Source organism: Streptomyces sp. CMB-StM0423, assembly GCF_002847285.1.
GTDB lineage: Bacteria > Actinomycetota > Actinomycetes > Streptomycetales > Streptomycetaceae > Streptomyces.
In genome coordinates this window covers 3,464,069-3,484,940 of sequence record NZ_CP025407.1, presented here as the reverse complement: position 1 = coordinate 3,484,940, position 20,872 = coordinate 3,464,069, and the positions used below count along the sequence as shown (strand labels likewise).

Genomic DNA, 20,872 nt, shown 5'->3' with positions numbered 1-20,872 from the left:
CTGGTGCGTGCCGCCGTGAGACTCAGCCGGGCTGGCAGTCGGCGGGCCGGGAGCTGTCCACCCCGTCGATCTTGTTGCCCCAGTCCCAGTTGTCGTCCAGCTCGTACGCCCGGATCTCCCGGAACACGCACCCGTGCCGCGTCCAGTCGATGGCCCACACGCTGCCGTTGTAGTCGGACCGGAACGAGTACGCGTTGTCGTGCAGGTTCCGGGGCAGATCGGCGTATCCTCCGGGCCGGTAACACCACCCCTCGCCCATCTGCCCCGGCCGGGTCCAGAAGCAGACCTCGCCCGGCCCGGCGGCACCCGGCGCGGCCCCGCTGGGGACGGCGGCGACGGCAAGGGTGGCGACGGCGGTGAGGACGGCGAAGAGAAAAGCGCGCAGGCGCATGATGAAGACCCCCGAGAGTTACAGATTGTGGAGAGATCGTAACTCTAAGTGTCCTGGGATGGGAAGGGCGCCGTCACCCGAACGGCCCGCCTACAGGCGGACGACCACCAGGGCGGTGTCGTCGGTAAGGCCGGCAGGGGGGATGAGGTCGGTCAGCAGCGCGTCGGCGAGCCGCTCGGGATCCGCGGCGCCGTGACGGGCGATCGAATCGGCCAGCCGGGCCAGGCCGGTGTCGATGTCCTCGTACCGGCGCTCGACGAGACCGTCGGTGTACAGGACGAGGACACAGCCCTCGGTGAACCCGGCCCGCGCCTCGGGGCGGGCGCTGTGCTCGGGGCGCACGCCGAGAGGCGGATCGGTGGCCTGGTCGAGGTAGGTGACGGTGCCGTCCGGATGCCAGAGCACGGGAGGCAGGTGGCCGGCGCTGCTGTACGTGAGGGAGCAGCCGGCCCAGTCGATGAACACGGCGGCAGCGGTGGCGGTGGCCGCGGCGTCGACGGACCGGGCGTACCGGCCGAGGACTTCCAGGGCCTGGGCGGGGCCGTCCGCGACGAGCGAGGCGGCGGAGAGCGCGCTGCGGAGCTGGCCCATGACACCTGCCGCCCGCAGTCCGTGGCCGACCACGTCGCCGACGGCGACGACGGTGCGGTCGCCGCCGGGTCTGTCGACGATGTCGTACCAGTCGCCGCAGACGTTCAGGGACGCGACCGCGGGCCGGTAGCGGACCGCGGCCCGGTGGTGACCGAGGGGGCTGGGCGCGGGCAGCATCGCCTCCTGAAGCTGGAGCGCGACCTCGCGTTCGCGGGCGTGGGCCAGGCGCAGGGCCTCGTTGACCTCCTGAAGCTCCCGGGCCCGGGTGTAGAGGTCGGCCTCCAGCACCTGGGTGCGATCCGCGCCACCGCGGGCGCGGATGACTTCGGTGACCTCCTCGACCCGGTGCAGCAGCAGGGCCACGGTCCCGTCCGGCGCGAAGACGGGGACGTTCACCGGGCTCCAGTACCGCTCCTCCCACACCCCGGGCCGGTCGGAGGACTCCACGTCGTAGCGCTGGAGGGCCATGGCGTCGCGCTGCCCGGTGGCCGCGACCCGGCGCAGGGAGGCGGCCAGGTTGCGCGTGCCGCTCGCCTCGGGGTCGTCGGGGTTGTCGGGAAAGACGTCGAACACATAGCGGCCGATCACCTGGCTGCGGGTCCGCCCCGACGTCGACCAGTACGCATCGTTGGCGTCCAGGTAGACCAGGTCCGTGGTGAACAGCGCCACCGCCGTCGGCATGGCGTGGAAGACCGCCTCGTAGTCGATCACGGGTCCGCTCTCCCTCCGTTGCCCGCGCCACGTACGTACCGGTCGCGTATCCCTTCACGGTAAGGACGGACGGCGGGACCCGCACGACGTGTTCGGCCGGCCGGGGGGTCGTCGGCCCCGGTGCGGTGTGCTTCGCGTGCGGTCTGGCCGGCGGGTGGGCAGGGTCGGGAAGCCGACTACCGACGAGGAACGACATGGCCCCGGATCCGACGGAAGCGCTGCGCGCGGAGTTCGCCGCCACCCTCGGCGACGGGAGCCCGAGCCCCTGGCGCGCTGCCTTCGCCGCCGTGCCGCGGCACGTCTTCGTCCCGGAGTTCTACGGGCAGAACGCGCGCGGCGAGTGGTACCGCGTCACGGAGTCGGACGACGAATACCTGCCAACCGTCTACTCGGACAGCGCCCTGATGACCCAGCTCGACGCCAGTGGCGTCCCCACGTCGTCCTCCAGCGAACCGGGCCTCATGCTGACCATGCTCGACGCCCTCGACGCACAACCGGGCGCCACCGTCTTCGAACTGGGCACCGGCACGGGCTACAACGCGGCGCTCCTGGCCCACCGACTCGGCGCGGAGAACGTGACCAGCGTCGACGTGGACCCCGACCTGGTGGCGCTGGCCGCCCGCCGGCTCCGCGAGGCCGGCACCACCCCCTTCGTCACCACCGGAGACGGAGCCCTCGGCTACCCGCCCCGCGCTCCCTACACCCGCTTCATCGCCACCGCCGCACTCCGCTCCGTACCCCGGGCACTGATCGAACAGGCCGCGGACGGCGCCGTGATCGTCGCCCCGATCGGCTTCGGACTGATCCGGGCGACGGTCACCGCCCCCGGCCACGCGGAAGGCCGGTTCCTCCCGACCCCCGCCCTCTTCATGCCCGTCCGCGTCCCCCCGGGCAGCGGCCCGGACCTGACCGGCGTACACAACCGGCCCCCGGAGGCCACGTCGCTGCGGGTGGGGGACGTGCTGGCCGGCCGCTGGACGTTCCCGCTGTCCCTCGCCCTGCCCGGCTACAACGCCGTCGCGTGGCGCGCGGACGACGGCGCGGTGTCCGGCATGTGCCTGTGGACGGAGGACGGTTCGACGGTCCTGGCGCAGGCGGACGGCCAGGTCCGGCAGTCCGGCCCGCGGCGGCTGTGGGACACCGTGGCAGAAGTCGCGTCCCTGTTCCCGGGCGGCCGGGCGGCCCGGGAGGACTTCGGCATCACCGTCACGCCGGGCGGCCAGCGGTTCTGGTACGGGACACCGGAGGGCGCGTCCTGGCCGCTGCCGGCCGAGTGAATTCGCTTCCCTTCCACACCGTTCTCCGTCCACCCGCGGGAGGGCGGCTGTTGTCGTACTGTTCGACCTATGGTGGTGGGGGCCGAAGGGAATCTCATAGACGGCCGGTTCGAGCTGCTGGAGCGGCTCGGCGGCGGGGGAATGGGGCTCGTCTGGCGGGCGCGTGACGTCCTCCTGGAGCGGGACGTCGCGCTGAAGGAAGTCCGGCCGCCCGATCCGGAGTTGCTGCGGCTGCGGCCCGACGCCGCCGACATGCTGCGTGCCCGCGTCCTGCGCGAGGCCGTGTCGCTCGCCCAGCTCAGCCACCCCAACGTCGTCACCATCCACCACATCGTCAGCAGTGAAGAAGTGGCCCACCCCTGGCTCGTGATGGAGCTGGTCCCCGGCGGGTCCCTGCAAGACCGCCTCGACCGCGGCACCTGCACCCCCACCGAGACCGCGGAACTCGGCCGCGGTGTGCTGCGCGCCCTCCGGGCCGCGCACGAAGCGGGCATCCTGCACCGGGACGTCAAGCCCGGCAACGTACTCCTGCGTGCCGACGGGACCCCCGTCCTCACCGACTTCGGCATCGCCGCCGTCCGCGAGGCCACCAACCTCACCAACACGGGCGAACTCGTCGGCTCTCCCGACTACATGGCCCCCGAACGCCTCCGCGGCCGCGACGACGACCCCTCCTCGGACCTCTGGTCGCTGGCGATGATGCTCTACGTCGCCGTCGAGGGCCACCACCCCATGCACCGCGGCTCCACCCTCGCGACGCTGGCCGCGATCCTGGAGGAGGACGTTCCGGAGCCCCGCAGGGCGGGCGCCCTCACGCCCGTACTGCGGTCGGTCCTCGTCAAGGACGTGACCGCCCGGCCCGACGCCGAGATGCTGGACCTGCTGCTGGCGGAGGCCACGGGCGAGCGCGTACGGACCGTCCCGGGCGGTCCGGTGGTGCGGCCGGCGGGGGCGGGGGCGGTGGAGGCCCCGGCGGGGGAGCCGGGCACGGGGACGGTGGGACTGGGCACGTCCCGGCGCCGGGACGCCGAGGCGCCGGCGGCGGGCGGTGGCACCGAACCGGGCGCGGGCGGTGCCGGGTCCGGCGGTGAGTCCGGCGGTGCCGAATCAGGCGTCGGGCCGGGCGGCGGCGAGACGAGGGGCGGTGCGTCGACCGGCAAGACGACCGGCGGTGCGGCGAGCGGCGGTGCGGACGGCGGCGGCACGGACGGCGACGGCGACGACCGCGGCGGCGCCGCGGTGGCCGCTTCCACGGTCCTGCCCCGTCCCGCCGGCCCCCGCTCCCGCCGCTGGCGCGTCGTACCGTCCACGCTCGCCGTCCTCGTCATCGCCGTGGCCGGCTGGACCGTCCTCCCCGACCTCCTCGACGACGACAAGTCGCCCGGCGCCACCGGCAACGGCCCCGGGGCGTCCACCCCGAGCACCACTCCCAGCCCCTCCACCTCTTCCTCACCCTCCGAGGAGCCGAAGAAGGAGAACCTGCAAACCCCCGCCGGCGCCCGCAGAGTCGTGCGCGCCATGGACGAGGCCATGGGCACGACGAAGGCCATCACCTGCACCCTGTACCGGGATTACGCCGACATCTACGCGGTGTCGGCGGACGGGGAGGTGTACGACGCCTTCGACTACCGGGAGGGCAAGGGGGTCAAGGGGCAGAGCGTGGGGCTGATGAACGGTCGCGCGTCGTTCGACGTCGCCGACGTCAACTGGGATGCGCTGCCCCGGCTGATCAAGGTGGCGGAGACCGAGCTGGAGCTGCGGCCACCGGCGAAGGTCAGCCACATCAGCGTGGACGTGGATTCCGACGGCCCGTATCTCTCGGTGTACGCGACCGGCGAGGTCGGCAGCGCGATGCTCCGTGCGAACCTCGACGGCAAGATCACCAGCCGCTCCATGGCGAGCTGAGCCCCCGCGGGACGCACCGCACCCGGCGGCGACGGCCGCGGCGTGTGCCCCCGCACGTTCAGCGGGCTACGGCGCCCTCACGCCGCCAGCTCCGCCGGCAGCGGCTCCGCGTGCAGCACCGTCAGCCCCGACACCGCCCGCGTCAGGCAGACGTACAGCCGCCGCAGCCCCGTCCGTACGTCCGGCTCCGCCGCGACGATCGTCGCCGGGTCGTCCAGGACGACGTAGTCGTACTCCAGGCCCTTCGCCAGCGACGCGGGCACCAGCGTCAGCCGCGCCTCCGACGTCGTCTCCTCACCCGGCGCCAGGAACGGCAGCCCCGCCGCCGCCAGCGCTGCCCCCAGCGCGGCCACCCGCCCGTCCGCCGCGATCAGCCCCACCGAGCCCTCCCGGCTCCGCAGCACCGACCCGCACGCCTCCGCCACCGAGCCGTCCAGCGCCGCCCGCGGCAGCGCCCGTACCGCCAGGTCCCCCGCCGACTCGCGGATCGACGTCGCCTCCGCCAGCCCCGGCGCGATCGACGGCAGCAGCCGCGACGCGTACGCGATGACCTCCCGCGGCACCCGGAAGCCCTGCGTCAGCTCCTCCACCGCCGCGTCCGGCTTCCCCAGGTGCGCGAGGGCGACCGCCCAGCTCTCCGTCGCCCACGGCGTCGTCCCCTGCGCGATGTCCCCCAGGACGGTCGCCGATCCGGTCGAACACCGCCGCCCCACCGCCCGGTACTGCATCGGCGACAGGTCCTGCGCCTCGTCCAGCACCACGTGCCCCAGCGACGGCGTCCGCTCCACCACGTCCCGCGCCTCGTCGATCAGCACCGCGTCCGCCGCCGACCACCGCGCCGACCGCACCCCCCGCGGCGCCTTCTCCCACAGGAGCAGCCGCTGCTCGTCCGCGTCGAGAACCCCCTCCGCGTGCGCGGCAAGGAAGTCGGCATCCGACAGCAGCCGCAGCACCAGCTTCACCGGATCCACCGCCGGCCAGATCTCCTTGACCGCCGCCTTCACCACCGCGTTCCGCGCCACCGCGTCCTGCACCCGGTCGTCCGGCGCCTCACCGGCCCGCTCCATCCGGACGAGCACGGCGTGCGCGATCCGCTGCGGCAGCGCCTCCCGCGCCGAGCCGTAGCGGATGTCCCGCGCGAGCAGCTCCCGTACCAGCTCCTCCACCTCGTACGCGGGCACCCGCCACCGCCGCGACCCGCGCACCACCACGACCGGCTCCACCGGCATCGTCACCCCGGCCCGCACCGCCCGCCGCAGCACCTCCGCCATCCGCGCGTCGCCCTTGAGCCGCGCCACCGGCGCCGGATCGGCCCCGCGCACCTCCACGTGCGCGACCAGCTCGGCCACCGTCGCCTGCTTGACGTCCAGCTCGCCCAGCGTCGGCAGCACCTGCTCGATGTACCGCAGGAAGGAGTCGTTCGGCCCGATCACCAGCGTCCCCGTACGCGCCAGCCGCTCCCGGTGCGCGTACAGCAGATACGCAACCCGGTGCAGCCCCACCGCCGTCTTCCCCGTCCCCGGCGCCCCCTGCACGCACACGGTCCCGCCGATCTCCGCCCGGACGATCTCGTCCTGCTCGGGCTGGATCGTCGCCACGATGTCCCGCATCGGCCCGACGCGCGGCCGCTCGATCTCCCGCTGGAGGAGGGCGCTCGACTTCGCCGCCTCGGCCGGGTCGGTCAGATGCTCGTCCTCGTACGCCGTGATCTCCCCGCGGTCGTACCCGAACCGGCGGCGGAGGGAGACGTCCATGGGGTCCTTCTTCGACGCCCGGTAGAACGGCTGCGAGACCGGCGCCCGCCAGTCGATCACCATCGGGTCCCCGTCGGCGTCGTGCACGTGCCGCCGCCCGATGTAGAAGTTCTCCCCGGGGTCCCCTTCGGCCATCTCCGCGCCGGGGGCGTGGGAGTAGTCGAGGCGCCCGAAGAAGAGCGGGGTGTCGGCGAGGTCGGCGAGAGCCTTGATCCGCAGGTCGATCTCGGACTGGAGGACCTCGGCGTTGACCCAGTTCGCGGTCACGTCGGCGATGTCCAGCGCCTCGGCGTCGGCGCGCATGTCACGCAGGGCGCTACGGGACGCGGCGAGGTGGGCGCGCTCGCGGAGGAGGGGGGCGGGGGTCGTCCCGGTGGTGGTAGCGGTGGGGTCGGACATGGTGGTACAAGCCTCCGGCGGCTGGCGGCCCGGTCACGGGCGTGGCGTAGGCCGCCGGTTTCCGACCGGCAGGCGGCACTCCCGGCGCGCGAAAACAGCCGGTGAGGCGGGGGCAGACGCGCGAGCTTACGGGCCGGGGGGCGGGCCGGTCCAACGAATTTCACCGGGGGCATCGCCCCCGGCGGCTAGCGGCCGGGGAACTCCTCGCGCTTGACGGCGGCGACGAAGGCGTCCCATGCGGCGGGGGTGAAGGCCAGGCGCGGGCCGCGGGGGTCTTTCGAATCGCGCACGGGGACGGTGGTGGGGTGGGGATGCGCAGGACGCGGCGCTGGTGGTGTCGGAGTTGGTGACGAACGCGATCCAGTACGGGCGGCAGGTCGGGCGCCGGGTGCGGGTGCGGCTGGCCGTACGGGAGGACGGTTCGCTGGTGATCGACGTATCGGACCCCCAGACGACGCAGCCGCCGCGGAGGCCGGAGGCATCGCCGCCGGGGCCGGAGGACGAGCGGGGGAGGGGGCTGTTCCTGGCGCGGGGGCTGGGGGCGGAGCTGTCGTGGTTCCCGCGCGAATGCGTCGGCAAGACCGTACGGGCGACGCTGGAGCCGACGCGGGTGCCGCAGGAGGCGCGGGACGAGGAAGTCGGGGGAACCCTGAGACTTCCGTAGGGGTGCGGCTGGCCCTTGGGTCGTAGATCCGGGGCGGTGGGGTTCCGCCCGCGGGCCGAGGTTTTCGCAGGTGATCCGCGGCACGCTGGAAACATGAGCAGCGCTTCCATCGCCCCGCCGCGCGGGGCAGACAGCCGGCGGGCCACCGACGCCCCGCAGCCCGACAGCCCGCACATCGCGACGGTGGCCGTGCGTGCGACGAGGCACCACCTGCACACGGCGTGGCGCGCGGTCACGGCATTCGGCGGTGCGGTGGTGTCGGTGGTCGTCCTGGGGGAGTACGCCGACCGCTGACGGGGACCCGGGCCAGAGGCATGAATCGGCCGGAGACCTGGGGCGGGTGTGAGCGGGACAGCCGGTGTGGCCTCACAGCGGCTGGGCGGGACCCAGGGCTGCCGCCGCCCGGCGAATGTTCTGCACGGTCCAGGGCGGGCAGCCCGCGGTGGCCTCGACTTCCGGCTGCGTACGCCACAGGACCTCGGATACCTCGGCCGGTGCGGCGGGGTGGGGGGCTGCGTTCTCGGGGAGGTGGGCGGCGAAGAGGACGTTCACGACGGGGTTGCCGGTGTCGGAGACGAAGAAGGTGCTCTCCGCGTAGTGGAGCGGGACGCCGGTGAGATCGACGCCGACCTCTTCGGCTGTCTCGCGCCGGGCGGTGGCTTCGAGGACGTCGTCACTGTCGGATGGGCCGGCGGCCGCCTCTACTTTGCCGCCGGGGACGGCGAGGGTCCCACCGGCGTGGCCCAGGTCGGGGTGGCGGACGATCAACAGCCACTGATCACGGCGCCGCAGGGCGACACAGACGTTGACGACGTACACGGAAGACCTCCAGGGACGGGCAGCCGGAACGACTCGGCAGCCCAGGGCACCAGAGCAACGCTCTCAACGCCGGGGCGCCACCGGCCTACCCCGGCCCAAGTGTCGCCGTCTGAACCCGCGCTGCCGCGCTTCACGCAATGGGCGTCCGTGTTTCCGTGTCTCGGCGCACCGTGCGTCCGTGTCCCCGCGTCTCGGCGCACCGGGCGTCCCTGTCCCCGCGTCTCGGCACACCGGGCGTCCGTGTTTCCGTGTCTCGGCGCACCGGGCGTCCCTGTCCCCGCGTCTCGGCACACCCGGCCTCCGCGCAGCGGGCCCGCGAGACACCGCAGTCCGGGGGGACCGGCACCCGGAATACCCGCCCGAGCGAGCGCCCCGAGGGCGCGCCGACCCCCCATCTCCCCTCACGCCATCTCCCCTCACGCCATCTCCCCTCACGCCCGCCCAAGGGTATGCGCCTCCTGTGACAACGCGGGGGGCTACAGGCCGCTGAGCTGGTACGTCGTGTCAGTGCGGGGCGGGTGCGGGGGTACGGCGTCGGGGTGGCGGTGGTGCGTGGGGTGGGCCGGTGTACGGGGGTGTCGGTGAGGGGAGTGGCCGTGTCGTTGGGGCTCCCCCCGGGCCACCCCACTCCTGAGTGTGCGGGCCTGCGTCCGGTGTCAAGGGCGTCCCTTCCGCTTCGCTCCAGGGACGTCGCTTCGCGATGGGGCTTCGCCCCACCCCTGACACCGCACCCCGGCCCGTAAAAGACCGGCGGCTATGGGTGGCCCGGAGGGAGCGGGCACCCTAACGCTCCACTACGGATGCCGTGCCCCGCCGACGGGGCGGCGGCTACCGGGCGCCGGGCCCTCCCCGCTCGCCGAGGTCCCGGCCGACGTGGGAAGACGGAGCGGCCGGGCCCGATCGCCCATGCCCCCGCCGGACCGGGGCCGGGCCGCCGGACGCCGGGTCTTCCCCGAGCGCCGAGGTTCCCGGCGGACGCGGGGCGGGCGACCGGCCGGTGGGTCTGCCCTGATCGCCGACGCGCCCGGGCGACGGAGGGCGGGCTGCCGGGTGCTGGATCTGCCCTGATCGCCGTTGCCTGCGGCCGACGTGGGAGGGCCGGAGGCGGGCCGGGCCTCGTCGCCGAAGTCCCCGCTGGACGGGGGCGGGAGCCGGAGACGGCTGCGCTCCGTCGCTGATGCGCCCGGCGGGCAGGGAGCGGAACCCCGGGCCGGGGCAGGGCCGTTGCGGTGTCCTCGGGGCGTGCGGGGCCCGGGCCGGGGGGTGTTCGCGGGGCTGGGCGGACTACGGGGTCGAGGCCGGGGGTGGTTCGCGGGGTGGGCGGAGTACGGGGCTGAGGCATTGGAGCATTGCACGGGGGCGGGCCCGGGCCATCCGCAGGTGGGCAGCGTCGTACGGGGCTGGCGTGACCCGCGTCCGTGGGGGAGATCCGCTTCGGGGAGCGGCGTCGGGGTGGCGGTGCGTGCGTGCCACTGAGCGAAAGTCGGGTTCCGGGGCCCGATTCGGGCCGGATCCGGGGGTGCTACCGCGAGTTACGACCCAATCCCTCCGCCCGGGAGCCGCCAACGGCGGCTGCCGGGCCTGCGGGCGGCGGGGTGTGCGTCGATGGGCGAAAGTCAGCCCGTGGGGGTGATTTGTCCTGGTTCGGTGGAGGTGTTGCTGCGAGTTTCTCTCGGTTGCATTCGCTCGGGACTGCCTGGGCCCAGTGGGTGCGCGCGGGTGGGCGAAAGTCTGGTCTGGTGGGCGATTTGGGATGATTTTGGGGTGGGTTACCGCGAGTTACGGCCCCGAATCTCCGTCCGGGTGGCGCCATCGGGCGATCCGGTCATCGCGGTCCCGGCTTCTGGCTCGGTTCCGGCTGGGCGAGGGCCTGTCGCCGATTGATTCGGATCATCGCCGCTGGGCCGGACCTCGGTTGTCGTGCGAGCCGGTCTCCGTCCGAGGGGGGCCCAATGCTCCAAACCCCCGTCCGTGCGGCTCGAATACGAGAACACACGCCCCGACTCCGGCCCCCCGCCTACCTGGGGCAATCCGTGATCGGGCAGCGCCCCGGCCCGGTGGGCCGGCCCACGTCCGCGGCTCCCTCGGCGGCAGCGGTCGGCCGACTCCGCCCCCCGGCTCCGCCCCCCGACTCCGGCCCCGCTCTGGGCGCCGCCCCGCCGCCGGCTCGCCCGCCCGGCTCCGGCCCGCCCCCCTACTCTCCCGCCCCCGGCTCGGGCTCCGCCGTCCCACGGCTCCGCCGCCACCGGGCTCGGGCTCTGCCGCCGCCCCCGGGTTCCCCCAGCCCCCGGGTCCCCCCAGCCCCCGGGTCTCCCGCCCCCGGCCCCCCGGTCCCGCTCCGCCGTCCCCTCCCCCCGACTTGCCCGCCCCCCGTACCCCCCGGCAGCCCCGCCCTCCCCCCAAACCGGCAGAGGCCCGAAGAGCAATGCCCTCCGGGCCCCTGCCGCCGCGGTCGCGTCGCGGTGATCGGAGGAGTATCACCCCCGCCGCGTCCCGCCGTTCCGTCTCACCCCGCGGCGTCTCCCCCGCCTGCCGCCCCGCTGCGCTCCCTCACCTCGTCCACGAACCTGCCCCGCTCGTTGCTCCTCGGGAACGGTTCGTCCGGCACCGGCACTCCCAGGAAGTCGCACAGCGGCTCCCAGCCCTCGCTCACCCGGAACACCAGCAACCGGTCCGCGGGTATCTCCTCCCGCACCGCCGCCTCGTGCTCCGCGAAGACCTTCAGCGCGTGCTCCTTCTCCGTGAACCGGCCGTCGAACACGCCGTCCCAGATCACCTCAAGCGACATGTCCCGAAGCCGTACGAAGCCCTCGCCCACGTCCGGCGGGGGCGGGGCCACCGCCGTGGCGTAGATGCTGCTCGCCGCGCTCGCGTACCAGCTCTCCGGGTCCCGTACCGTCAGCACCACCTTCGCCTCGGGGAACGCCCCCGCTATCTCCCGCCAGAAGCGGGCGCCCGGCCAGTCCACCGTCGAGCCGTACCGTGCGTACACCTGGTGCCAGGCCACGGACTCGCCGCGCGACGCCGCCTCCCACATCGGGATCTGCTCCGGGTCCTCGAAGAGGCCCAGCATGTGGTGACACGGGCCGAAGCCCAGCCGTTCCAGCGCCGTCTTGAGCGACAGCGTTCCCGTACGGCCGACTCCCGCGCCGATGACTTCCAGCATCACCTTCTCCTTTCGGTTTCCGACGTCCTACGTTGTCCCTACGCGCCGCGCAGCAGCAGCGCCCAGACCGTCGCTCCCGGGCCGCACGCCAGCACCACCCCGTGCTCACCCGCCGCCAGCGGCCGCGTCGTCTGCAGCCGGCGCAGCACCGCCAGCACCGCCGGGGCCGCGGTGTTGCCGTACTCCCGCATCACCTCCCGCGCCGTGGCCATCGACCGCTCCGGCAGGCCCAGCGCCTCGTCGACCCGGTCGAGGATGCGCCGGCCGCCCGGGTGGACGGCCCACCACGCGACGTCGGACCAGCGGACCCCGTGCCTGGCGAGCAGCGCCCGCGCCGGAATCGCGACGGAGCCCGCGACGACGTCCGGCATGGACGGCTTGAGCCTGATACGCAGCCCGTTGTCGCCCATGTGCACCTGGAGGTCGTCCGCGTAGGCCGGCGCGGTGAGCTGTTCGGAGTCGACGACCTCGACGCCGCCGGGCTCACCCGCCTCCGGCGGCAGCAGCACCACCGCCGCGGCGCCGTCGCCGAACAGCGTGAGGACGACGGCCTGTTCCTTGTCGTACGGGGGCGGCTGCACGTGCGGCGAGAAGAGGTCGACCGCGAGCAGTACCGCCGGGCGCCGCTTGGCCGCGACCCAGTGCGCGCACGCGGACACCGCCGGCACGGCCGCATAGCAGCCCATCGGGCCGAGGGACAGCGTCTCGACGTCCGGGCGCAGCCCGAGTTCCGGGGCGAGGGCGTCGAGGCCGGGGGCGGAGTGGGTGGTCGTGGTGACGGTGGCGAACAGCCCCACGTCCTCCGGGCGCAGGCCGGCCTCGGCGAGCGCCGCGATGACGGTGGTGCGGCCGAGGTGGCGGGCCTCGGCGAGGCTGCGGTCCATCCGCCGGCGCGTGGTCCAGCGGCGGGGGTCTTCCAGCAGGGCGTTCACGGCCATGCCCTTGGTGGTGATCGCCGAGTTCCGGATGACCTGGGCGACCGTGTCGCCTCCGGGTTCCGCGGCGACGAGGTTGGCGAACTCTTCCATCTTGACCAGCGGTGGGGTCCGGAACGTGACAGCCACGATCCGCGCTTCGGACATCGTGTTCTTCTCCTGACTGTGCGAGGCGTCGGCGGCCTTCTGTCAGTGGTGGGGGGATGCGGCGGGCTCCACGGCCTCGACCGGCGAGGACCCGAGGACCCGGCCGCGCGCGTCGAGCGCCTGGACCTTCACGTAGTCGATGTCGCGGGCCTCGGGCGGCAGTTGCACTTCGGTGTCGAGCCCCTTCCACCCGGCGCGCGCCACGGGGCGCAGCCGCGACTGCGTCTCGCCGCCGAGTACCCGCCAGCCCTCGACCTCCGTCGCGCCGTTCCACACGGCGTCGACGGCGGTGACCGCGTCGTTCACCTCGGCCTCGGGGGCGGTGTCGGGGGTGCTCTTCCAGGGGGCGCGATAGCCGCGGTAACTGCTGATGTCCTCCGGCAGCGTGCTGTCGAAGACCAGTTGGCCGGAGGGCGAGAACTCGGAGATGCGGCCGGAAGGGGAGCCCCAGCTCACGAAGGTGTTGCCGTTGGGCAGCGCCTGGCTGTTGCCCTCCAGTCCGGTCGTCAGCCGGTCCGGGTGGACCTGCTGGCGTACGAGCTCGGCGGTCATCTGCTGCTCGTCGATACGCAGCCACGCCACCCGCGACTCGTAGCCGGGGCTGCCCATGTTCTGGTTGTCGAAGACGCGGTACGTGTTCTCGCCGGCGGGCTCGATGTTGTGCTGGCCGATGGTGCGGGCGCCGGCGCCGAGGCGGAAGTCGCTGCGCTTGCCGCCGAGCCGCCAGATGACCTCGCCGGTCTCGCGGTCGACCTTGTAGATGGTGCTGGTCTCGCGGCCGGAGAAGAGGAGGTTGCCGTCGTGGTCGAGGCTGACGGCGTTGAGGTGCATGTACGGAAAAGGGCCTGGCATGCCGGGGTCGAAGCGGCGGTCGGAGTCGGTGATCGGGATGTGGTCGAGGCTGTGCCAGTCCATGACCTTTTCGCCGGTGGCGATGTCGATCTCCTGCACGACGTAGTCGAGGACCTGACCGTCTTCGGGTCCGCCGACGGGGGTGAGGTCGTACGGCTCGTCGCGGTAGCTGAGGATCAGGGCCGTGCCGTCGGGGGTGAGGCGGAACTCGTGGAAGTCGGTGCGCTCGCCCGCGTCGGGAGTCTTGACGGTGGCGATGATGTCGTAGTTCTCGTCGGCGATATATCCGGTGCCCGAGCCCGTGCCGGTGGGGGAGCTTTCGCCTTCCCACCAGGTGAGCACCTTCTTGCCGCGGTACTCCTGGACCTGGAAGTCGGCGGCGACGAAGCCGGCGGGGATCCGGTGGTACCAGACCGGGCGGCCGCGGTCGTCGACGATCTGGGGGCCGCGGGGCGTCTCGTGGCGGCCCTGGGGGGTGAGGAAGAGGAGGCCGGGGGCCATGCCCTGGCCGCGCTTGAGCACGTCGAGCCCGGGCGGGTCCTCGCCGTCGACGGCGGCGGCCTGGTCGGCGGCTGCGCCGGGGGCGGCGGAGCCGGGGGCGGCGTCGGTGCCGTCGGCGGCTGCGCCGTCAGAGGCCGGGCCGGAGCCGGCGGCGGGCCGGGCGGCGGCGCCGGGGGCCGGGGCCGCCGCGGTGAGTGCGGCGACCGTGACTCCGCAGAGCATGAACGTGGCGTACGTACGGGGTAAACGGGTCATCCGTAGGGTCTCCCGTCGGGTGGAGGGTCCGGAGCGCTGAGCGGCCGTCGTACGGCAAGGTGGTGGCGCCGCGTGGCTGCTTGATCAGCGATCTTGCTCAAACGTTGTAACAAGCGCGCGGTTACAGCGTGGTGACGCCGCAAAGGCATGCTGACCAGGGCCGTTGAGCAGTTGGACGCCGTTGCCGCAGGGGGCGTACGGGCGATCTTGGGCGTCCTACGTTCTAGCCGACCGGCGGTGACAGGGCCGTCACGATCGCCGCGGCGGGACCTCCGGAAGCCGCCCTGACCGGAGCGGACCAGGGCAGACATCTCTTGTCACAGGTGTGCTGCAAACGGTCCTCTGAGTGTGCTGGTGTGGTGAGGAAACTCCCTATAGTGTCGGCGACTTGAGCACCTGCGAGCACGTTGCTCAGCCCGGCGCACACACCCGACCTGGGACAGGCCACCTGCCCGGAGGAGCCCGTCGATGACCGCGCACCAGGATGCAGCCCCGCCCCGGGCCTCGCGTTCCCGACTCCCCGCACCACTGCCGGCCCTCTTCGTCACGGTGCCCGCGACCGCCGTCGCGGTACTGGCCGCGGCGCTCGCAGGACCCGAGGACCACACCCGGCACATCGTCTACGCCGGTTGCGCCGCCGCCGTCCTGCTGTGCATAGCCGTCGCCGCCGCGGCCGGCTACCGCGCCAAGGCCGCCCGCGCCGACGAACGCGCCGCCGCCGCGGCCGGCGCCGCCGCCGCCTTCGCCGACCGCGTCGTACCCGAGGTATTGCGGAAGATCGCCGCCGGCGCGCCTGTCGACGAAGCACTCGCCGCCGCCCCGCAGTTGGACAACCAGGCGTACCGGCGCGCCGTACAGCAGGTCGCCGAAGAAGCGCGGCGCAGCGAGAACCGCCGCGCCGCCGCCATGGCCTCCTGCGCCAACGCCGCAGGACGGATGCAGGCCATCACCACCAGCATGCTCGCCGACCTGCGCGAGATGGAGCACCGCCACGGCGACGCCGACGTCCTCGGCGACCTCCTCCACCTCGACCACCGCACCGCGCAGGCCGGCCGCGTCGCCGACAGCATCGCCGTGCTCAGCGGCGCCCGCACCGGCCGCCGCTGGGCGAAGCCGATCACCATGGAGTCCATCCTGCGCGGCGCCATGGGCCGGATCGCCGGCTACCAGCGCGTGCGGCTGCGGGCCGTCTCCGAAGTGGCTGTCGCAGGACACGCCGCCGAGGGCGTCATGCACGCCCTCGCCGAACTCCTCGACAACGCCTGCAACTTCTCGCCCCCCACCACCGAGGTGCACGTCTACGTCTCGGAGGTGCCCGCCGGCGCCGTCGTCACCATCGAGGACAGCGGCCTGATGATGAGCGAGGCCGCGCAGCGCCGCGCCGAGCGCGCCGTCGCCGGCACCGCCACCGACCTGTCCACGCTCACCGGCACCCGGCTCGGCCTGCCCGTCGTCGGGCACCTCGCGCAGAAGCACGGGCTGACCGTCTCGTTCCGCCCCTCCGCCATCGGCGGCACGGGCGTCGTGCTGATGATCCCGCAGGAGCTGATCTCCCGCGCCCGGCCCGGCGAACCCGTACGCACACCGGCCCTGCCCATGCCCACCGAGGACACCGGCAGCACGCCGCTCCCGCTGCCCCGGCAGCGGGACGTCGCCGCCGGCGAGGACGCCGACGAGCGGGCGGGCGACGGCGGGCACGACCCGTTCGCGCTGGCCGCGCTGCCGCGGCGGCGCCGCGGGCGCACGCTGGCGGGCGCACACCCCGGCGGAGTGCCGGACGGCGGCACGCCGGGCGAGGCCGCCGGTACGGGCACGGACACGGGTACCGGCGGCCAGGGTGCCGCCGGTGACGACACCGGATCCCAGCGCCGGCGCGAACCCGCCGGCTCCGCCGCCCGGTTCGGCGCCTTCCGGCGTGCGGTGACCGGCCAGGAGCGCGGCGCGGACGGCGAGGGCGGCACCAGCACGGCGGGCGGCGCCATGGTCGCCGCCGTCAACGGCCGCAAGCGCGACACCGGCCGGGCCGGCGACGCACCGGCCGCAGGCGCCGCAGCGGCCCCAGACGCCGAACGGGACGCAGACGACGTACGGCAGGACGACGGCGCACGCGCCGAAGCCCCCGCACCAGCAGACCGACCCGCGGAACGCGAGGAACCCGCCGCGCCCGGCGACGGCCCCTCCACCGCACCCCCCGCACGCAATGCCGCTTCACCTTCGGAGGACGACCGATGACCCAATCTCCCGCCGAGGCCACCGGGCTGACCTGGCTGCTGGAGGGGTTGCTGGAGCGCACGCCCGGCGCCAGGCACGCCCTCGTCCTCTCCCGCGACGGGCTCAAGCTCTGCCACACGCCCGAACTCTCCGAGGACCGCGCCGACCAGCTCGCCGCCATCTCCGCCGGCATCCAGAGCCTGTCGCACGGCGCCTCCGTCGAGTTCGGCGACGGCAGCGGCGGCGTACGGCAGTCGATGACCGAGTTCTACGGCGGCATCCTCTTCATCGCCGAAGCCGGCTCCGGCAGCCACGTCGCCGTCATCGCCGCCGAGACGGCCGACCCCGGGCTCGTCGGACACAACATGCTGGAACTCGTCGAACAGCTCGGCGACCACCTCAGCGCCCCCGCCCGCGGGCCCGTACCCGCGGCCGAGGGGGTCGCGGCGGAATGACCCGCCCCGGCCGGGACGACGACCCGGACCGGCTGTACACCCTGACAGGAGGGCGCAGCCGGCCCGCCAGCGACGAGTTCGACCTCGTCACCCTGGTGGTCGCCGAGGACGAGCCGGCGCCGGGCATGCAGTCGGAGCACGCCGCGATCCTGCGCATCTGCCGCACCCCGACCGCCGTGGTGGAACTGTCCGCCGACCTCGGACTGCCCGTCGGCATCACCAAGATCCTGCTGTCCGACCTGCTGGCCGCCGGCCGGATCACCGCCCGCCACCCGCGGTACGCGCCCCCGCGCACACCGGGCGGCGTCCGGTTCGCCGATCCCGAGACTCTGGAGAAGGTGCTCGTTGGACTCCGCCACCTCTGACCCCCGCGCGACCCCCGCGCCGGGCGGCGCGACCGAGCGCGCCCCCCTGGCCCGTACCGCGGACAACGGGCTGAAGATCGTCATCGTCGGCGGCTTCGGCGTCGGCAAGACCACCATGGTCCGCTCCGTCAGCGACATCCGGCCGCTGAACACCGAGGAGACGATGACCCTCGCCGGCCGCGGCATCGACGACCGCAGCGCCGTACCCGGCAAGACCGCCACCACGGTCGCCTTCGACTTCGGGCGGATCAGCCTGGACGAGCGCACCGTGCTCTACCTCTTCGGAGCACCCGGACAGGAACGCTTCTGGTTCCTCTGGGACCGGCTGTTCTCCGGCACCCTCGGCGCGATCGTCCTCGTCGACCACCGCAGGCTCGCCGACTCCTGGTACGCCATCGACCGGCTGGAGCACCACGGCACGCCGTTCATCGTCGCCCGCAACGACTTCGGCGGCCCGCCCTACACCAGCGCAGAAGTACGCGAAGCGCTCGACCTCGACCCGCACGTCCCGCTGGTCGACTGCGACGCGCGGTCCCGCGAGTCAAGCAAGGGCGTGCTGATCGCCCTCGTCGAGCACCTGCAGCGGCTCGCCGCCGGCACGGCCACCGCCGCGACCGCCGCCGGCGCCGCAGCTTCAGCCGCAGCCACCGTCCCCACCGCACCGGAGACCGCGACATGACCCCGACTCCCGACGACCAGGCCGCACACGAGGGGAGCAGCAGCCCGGCGCAACCGCGCACAGGCGCGCTGAGCGAGGCCCCTGCGCCCGGTGCGCCGGATGCGCCCGGTGAGCCGTCGGCCGGGCCGGGTGCGCCGGGCACCGCGCCGGGTGCGCCGGCCGACGGGCCCGCGCCCGACGGCCCCGACACGCCCCCCGCTGCCGACGCACCCCCCGCCGGCTGCCCCGCGCACGCCGGCGCCGCCGGGTCCGTACCCCTCAGCGGCCCCCGCTTCCACACCGACCCGCGCGACCTCTACCGCGAGATGCGCCGCGACCACGGCCCCGTCGTCCCCGTCGAACTCCCCGGCGACATCCCCGCCTGGCTCGTCATCGGCTACCGCGAACTCCACCAGGTCACCTCCGACCCCGAACTGTTCCCACGGGACCGCGGGCTGTGGAACCAGTGGGAGAAGATCCCGCCCGACTGGCCCCTGCTGCCGATGGTCGGCCAGGTCATGCCGTCCATCCACTTCACCGCCTCCGCCGCCGACCACCGCAGGCACGCCGTCATGGTCGGCGCCGCACTGGAAAGCGTCGACCCCTTCGACCTCCGCCGGCACTGCGAACAACTCGCCGACCGGCTCATCGACTCCTTCTGCTCCCGCGGCAGCGCAGAACTCGTCGGCGACTACGCCGTCCCCCTCCCCGTCCTCGTCCTCGCCCGCCTCATCGGCTTCCCCGACGCCCAGGGACGCCAACTCGCCCAGGTCCTCAACGAACTCGCGGACGGCGGACCCGGCGCGCTCAAGGCGTACGAGACCTTCGTCGAGCACATGACCCGGCTGGTCGCCGAGAAACGGCTCGCGCCCGGCCAGGACGTCACCTCGCGGATGCTCGCCGATCCCATGCACTTCACCGACGAAGAGGTCATGCTCGACCTCAAGGACACCACCGCCGCCGGCTTCCTCCCCACCGCCGACTGGATCGGCAACTCCATCCGCCTCATGCTCACCGACGACCGCTTCGCCGCCGCCCTCGGCGGCGGGCGGCACAGCGTCGGCCAGGCCATGAACGAGGTGCTGTGGGAGGACACCCCCACCCAGATCCTCGTCGGCCGCTGGGCCGCCCGCGACACCCACCTCGGCGGCCGCCCGGTCGGCGCCGGCGACCTGCTGCTCCTCGGCCTCGCCGCCGCCAACGACGACCCGCAGATCCAGCAGGCCCTCGGCGGGCCGGGCAGCACGGGCGGCGGATACGGGTACGGAGGCGCCGGCGTACCCGCACAGGCCGGCAACAGCGCCCACTTCGCCTTCAGCTACGGCGACTTCCGCTGCCCCTTCCCGGCCCAGGAGATCGCTGAGATCATCGCCCGGACGGGCCTTGAGGTACTCCTCGACCGGCTGCCCGACCTGGACCTGTCCGTGCCGGCCCGGACGCTGGTGCGGCGGCCGTCCGCGTTCCTGCGCGGCATGACCGCACTGCCGGTCACCTTCACCCCCGTACGCGCTGCAGGAGGTCATCCGTGAACTGCCCGCACGCCGCCGGCTCCGCCGCCGCCCCGACCGGCTCCGGGGCCCTCCCCGGGCCGCTGGCCATCGACCCGCTCGTACGCGACCTCGCGGGCGAGACCGCGCTCCTGCGCGCCGCCGCCCCGCTCACCCGGATCGAACTGCTCGGCGCGCCCGCGTGGACCGTCACGCGGCACGCCGAGGCCCGCCAACTGCTCACCGACGCCCGGCTGGTCAAGGACATCGGCGCCTGGCGGCTGTGGCAGACCGGCGAGGTCACCGCGGAGTGGCCGCTGATCGGGATGGTCGACCCGGGCCGGTCGATGTTCACGGTCGACGGCCCCGAGCACCGGCGGCTGCGCGCCAAGACGGCGCAGGCCATCACCCCGCGGCGGCTCGACGCGCTGCGGCCGGTGGTCGAGCGGGTGACGGCCGAACTGCTGGACTCCCTGGCGGCCGCGGCGGCCGGGGGCGACGGGGTGGTCGACCTCAAGGAGGTCTTCGCGCAGCCGCTGCCGATGCGGGTGGTGTGCGCGCTCATGGGCGTCGCGGAATCGGAGATACCGCGGCAGATGCGCCTGTGGAAAGCTTTCTTCTCCATGCTCACGCCGCAGGAGGAACGGCTCGCGGTGATGGCGGAACTCGACCGCGTGTTCACGGACATGGTGCGGCAGAAGACCGCCGAGCCCGCCGACGACCTCACGAGCGCGCTGATCCTCGCCGACGAGGGCGGCGAGCCGCTGACCGAGGAAGAGGTCGTCGGCAACCTGAAGTCCATGATCGCGGCCGGGCACGAGACCACGATCACGCTCCTGCTCACCACCGTGCGCGGACTGCTGACCCACCCCGAGCAGCTCGGCATGGTCCGCGAGGGCAAGGTGACGTGGGAGACGGCGATCGAGGAGGCGCTGCGCTACGACCCGCCGGTGACCCACCTGCTGATGCGGTTCGCGACGGAGGACATCGAGATCGCGGGCACGGTGATCGAGAAGGGGGAGGGCGTCGTCATCTCGTACCGCGCGATCGGGCGGGACGCCGGGCACCACGGGGCGGACGTGGACGCCTTCGACGTGACGCGGGCGACGCCGATCCGGCACATGACCTTCGGACACGGGCCGCACATCTGCCCCGGCGCGGCGCTGTCGCGGCTGGAGGCGGCGGTGGCGCTGCCGGCGCTCTTCGCCCGGTTCCCGGACCTGCGGGCGGCGGCACCGCTGGGGGAGCTGCGCAACTTGCCGGTGCTGACGCAGAACGACCTGGAGTCCTTCCCGGTACGCCTCACCTGACGCCTGACGCCTGACGCCT

17 protein-coding genes and 1 pseudogene are annotated in these 20,872 nt (G+C 73.9%); 10 read left to right on the top strand and 8 right to left on the bottom strand.

The annotated features are described in order from the left end of the window. Positions 1–22 precede the first annotated feature (22 nt). Both CXR04_RS14960 and CXR04_RS14955 read right to left on the bottom strand, forming a co-directional pair. Positions 23–391, bottom strand: coding sequence for a hypothetical protein (locus tag CXR04_RS14960; RefSeq protein ID WP_101422667.1), 369 nt, complete (start codon positions 389–391; stop codon positions 23–25). A gap of 90 nt (positions 392–481) precedes the next feature. Further along, positions 482–1,693 carry a PP2C family protein-serine/threonine phosphatase gene (locus CXR04_RS14955; RefSeq protein WP_442802378.1) on the bottom strand — a complete coding sequence of 404 codons (1,212 nt, stop codon included), beginning with the start codon at positions 1,691–1,693 and terminating at the stop codon, positions 482–484. A 194-nt stretch (positions 1,694–1,887) separates the two neighbouring features. Between CXR04_RS14955 and CXR04_RS14950 the strand changes: the two genes are divergently transcribed. Beyond that, on the top strand, positions 1,888–2,970 hold the full coding sequence (locus tag CXR04_RS14950; protein WP_101422665.1) for a methyltransferase domain-containing protein: 1,083 nt from the start codon (positions 1,888–1,890) through the stop codon (positions 2,968–2,970). A 69-nt stretch (positions 2,971–3,039) separates the two neighbouring features. Next, entirely contained in the window at positions 3,040–4,875 is a 1,836-nt protein-coding gene (locus CXR04_RS14945; RefSeq protein ID WP_101422663.1) for a serine/threonine-protein kinase, read from the top strand. A gap of 77 nt (positions 4,876–4,952) precedes the next feature. On the opposite strand, the gene CXR04_RS14940 is transcribed toward CXR04_RS14945, so the two are convergent. Both CXR04_RS14940 and CXR04_RS35880 read right to left on the bottom strand, forming a co-directional pair. Beyond that, entirely contained in the window at positions 4,953–7,028 is a 2,076-nt protein-coding gene (locus tag CXR04_RS14940; RefSeq protein ID WP_101422662.1) for a HelD family protein, read from the bottom strand. Positions 7,029–7,213: 185 nt separating this feature from the next. Then, positions 7,214–7,318: a DUF397 domain-containing protein gene (locus CXR04_RS35880; RefSeq protein ID WP_159072324.1), complete on the bottom strand. Its 105-nt coding sequence runs from the start codon at positions 7,316–7,318 to the stop codon at positions 7,214–7,216. Positions 7,319–7,347: 29 nt separating this feature from the next. Between CXR04_RS35880 and CXR04_RS35875 the strand changes: the two are divergent. Together CXR04_RS35875 and CXR04_RS14925 are read left to right on the top strand one after the other, a co-directional pair. Next, positions 7,348–7,692, top strand: a pseudogene (locus CXR04_RS35875) (ATP-binding protein); the annotation flags it as partial. Between the two features lie 93 nt (positions 7,693–7,785). Beyond that, positions 7,786–7,986, top strand: a complete 201-nt coding sequence (locus tag CXR04_RS14925) for a hypothetical protein (protein ID WP_101422656.1) — start codon at positions 7,786–7,788, stop codon at positions 7,984–7,986. Positions 7,987–8,058: 72 nt separating this feature from the next. On the opposite strand, the gene CXR04_RS14920 is transcribed toward CXR04_RS14925, so the two are convergent. The 4 genes from CXR04_RS14920 to CXR04_RS14905 form a co-directional block, all read right to left on the bottom strand. After that, a complete protein-coding gene (locus CXR04_RS14920; protein ID WP_101422654.1) occupies positions 8,059–8,511 on the bottom strand; it encodes an NUDIX domain-containing protein in 453 nt (150 codons plus the stop codon). Between the two features lie 2,506 nt (positions 8,512–11,017). Continuing rightward, positions 11,018–11,677: a sulfotransferase family protein gene (locus CXR04_RS14915; protein ID WP_101422652.1), complete on the bottom strand. Its 660-nt coding sequence runs from the start codon at positions 11,675–11,677 to the stop codon at positions 11,018–11,020. A 38-nt stretch (positions 11,678–11,715) separates the two neighbouring features. After that, on the bottom strand, positions 11,716–12,759 hold the full coding sequence (locus CXR04_RS14910; protein WP_101422650.1) for a type III polyketide synthase: 1,044 nt from the start codon (positions 12,757–12,759) through the stop codon (positions 11,716–11,718). A 42-nt stretch (positions 12,760–12,801) separates the two neighbouring features. Then, positions 12,802–14,367, bottom strand: a complete 1,566-nt coding sequence (locus CXR04_RS14905) for an arylsulfotransferase family protein (RefSeq protein WP_234380229.1) — start codon at positions 14,365–14,367, stop codon at positions 12,802–12,804. Positions 14,368–14,835: 468 nt separating this feature from the next. Here CXR04_RS14905 and CXR04_RS14900 point away from each other — a divergent pair, with 468 nt between their 5' ends. From CXR04_RS14900 to CXR04_RS14875, 6 genes are read left to right on the top strand one after another with little or no spacing between them, the layout of a single operon-like run. Next, on the top strand, positions 14,836–16,599 hold the full coding sequence (locus CXR04_RS14900; RefSeq protein ID WP_101422648.1) for an ATP-binding protein: 1,764 nt from the start codon (positions 14,836–14,838) through the stop codon (positions 16,597–16,599). Then, positions 16,596–17,033, top strand: a complete 438-nt coding sequence (locus tag CXR04_RS14895) for a roadblock/LC7 domain-containing protein (RefSeq protein ID WP_101422646.1) — start codon at positions 16,596–16,598, stop codon at positions 17,031–17,033. The genes CXR04_RS14900 and CXR04_RS14895 overlap by 4 nt, the downstream gene beginning before the upstream one ends. Beyond that, on the top strand, positions 17,030–17,398 hold the full coding sequence (locus tag CXR04_RS14890; RefSeq protein WP_047017380.1) for a DUF742 domain-containing protein: 369 nt from the start codon (positions 17,030–17,032) through the stop codon (positions 17,396–17,398). Before CXR04_RS14895 ends, CXR04_RS14890 begins: the two co-directional genes overlap by 4 nt. Continuing rightward, entirely contained in the window at positions 17,379–18,077 is a 699-nt protein-coding gene (locus CXR04_RS14885; RefSeq protein WP_101422644.1) for a GTP-binding protein, read from the top strand. The genes CXR04_RS14890 and CXR04_RS14885 overlap by 20 nt, the downstream gene beginning before the upstream one ends. After that, positions 18,074–19,585 (top strand): cytochrome P450, encoded by a 1,512-nt coding sequence (locus CXR04_RS14880; protein ID WP_234380228.1) that lies wholly within the window; start codon positions 18,074–18,076, stop codon positions 19,583–19,585. Before CXR04_RS14885 ends, CXR04_RS14880 begins: the two co-directional genes overlap by 4 nt. Beyond that, positions 19,582–20,853: a cytochrome P450 family protein gene (locus tag CXR04_RS14875; RefSeq protein WP_101422642.1), complete on the top strand. Its 1,272-nt coding sequence runs from the start codon at positions 19,582–19,584 to the stop codon at positions 20,851–20,853. The genes CXR04_RS14880 and CXR04_RS14875 overlap by 4 nt, the downstream gene beginning before the upstream one ends. The last annotated feature ends 19 nt before the right edge of the window (positions 20,854–20,872 follow it).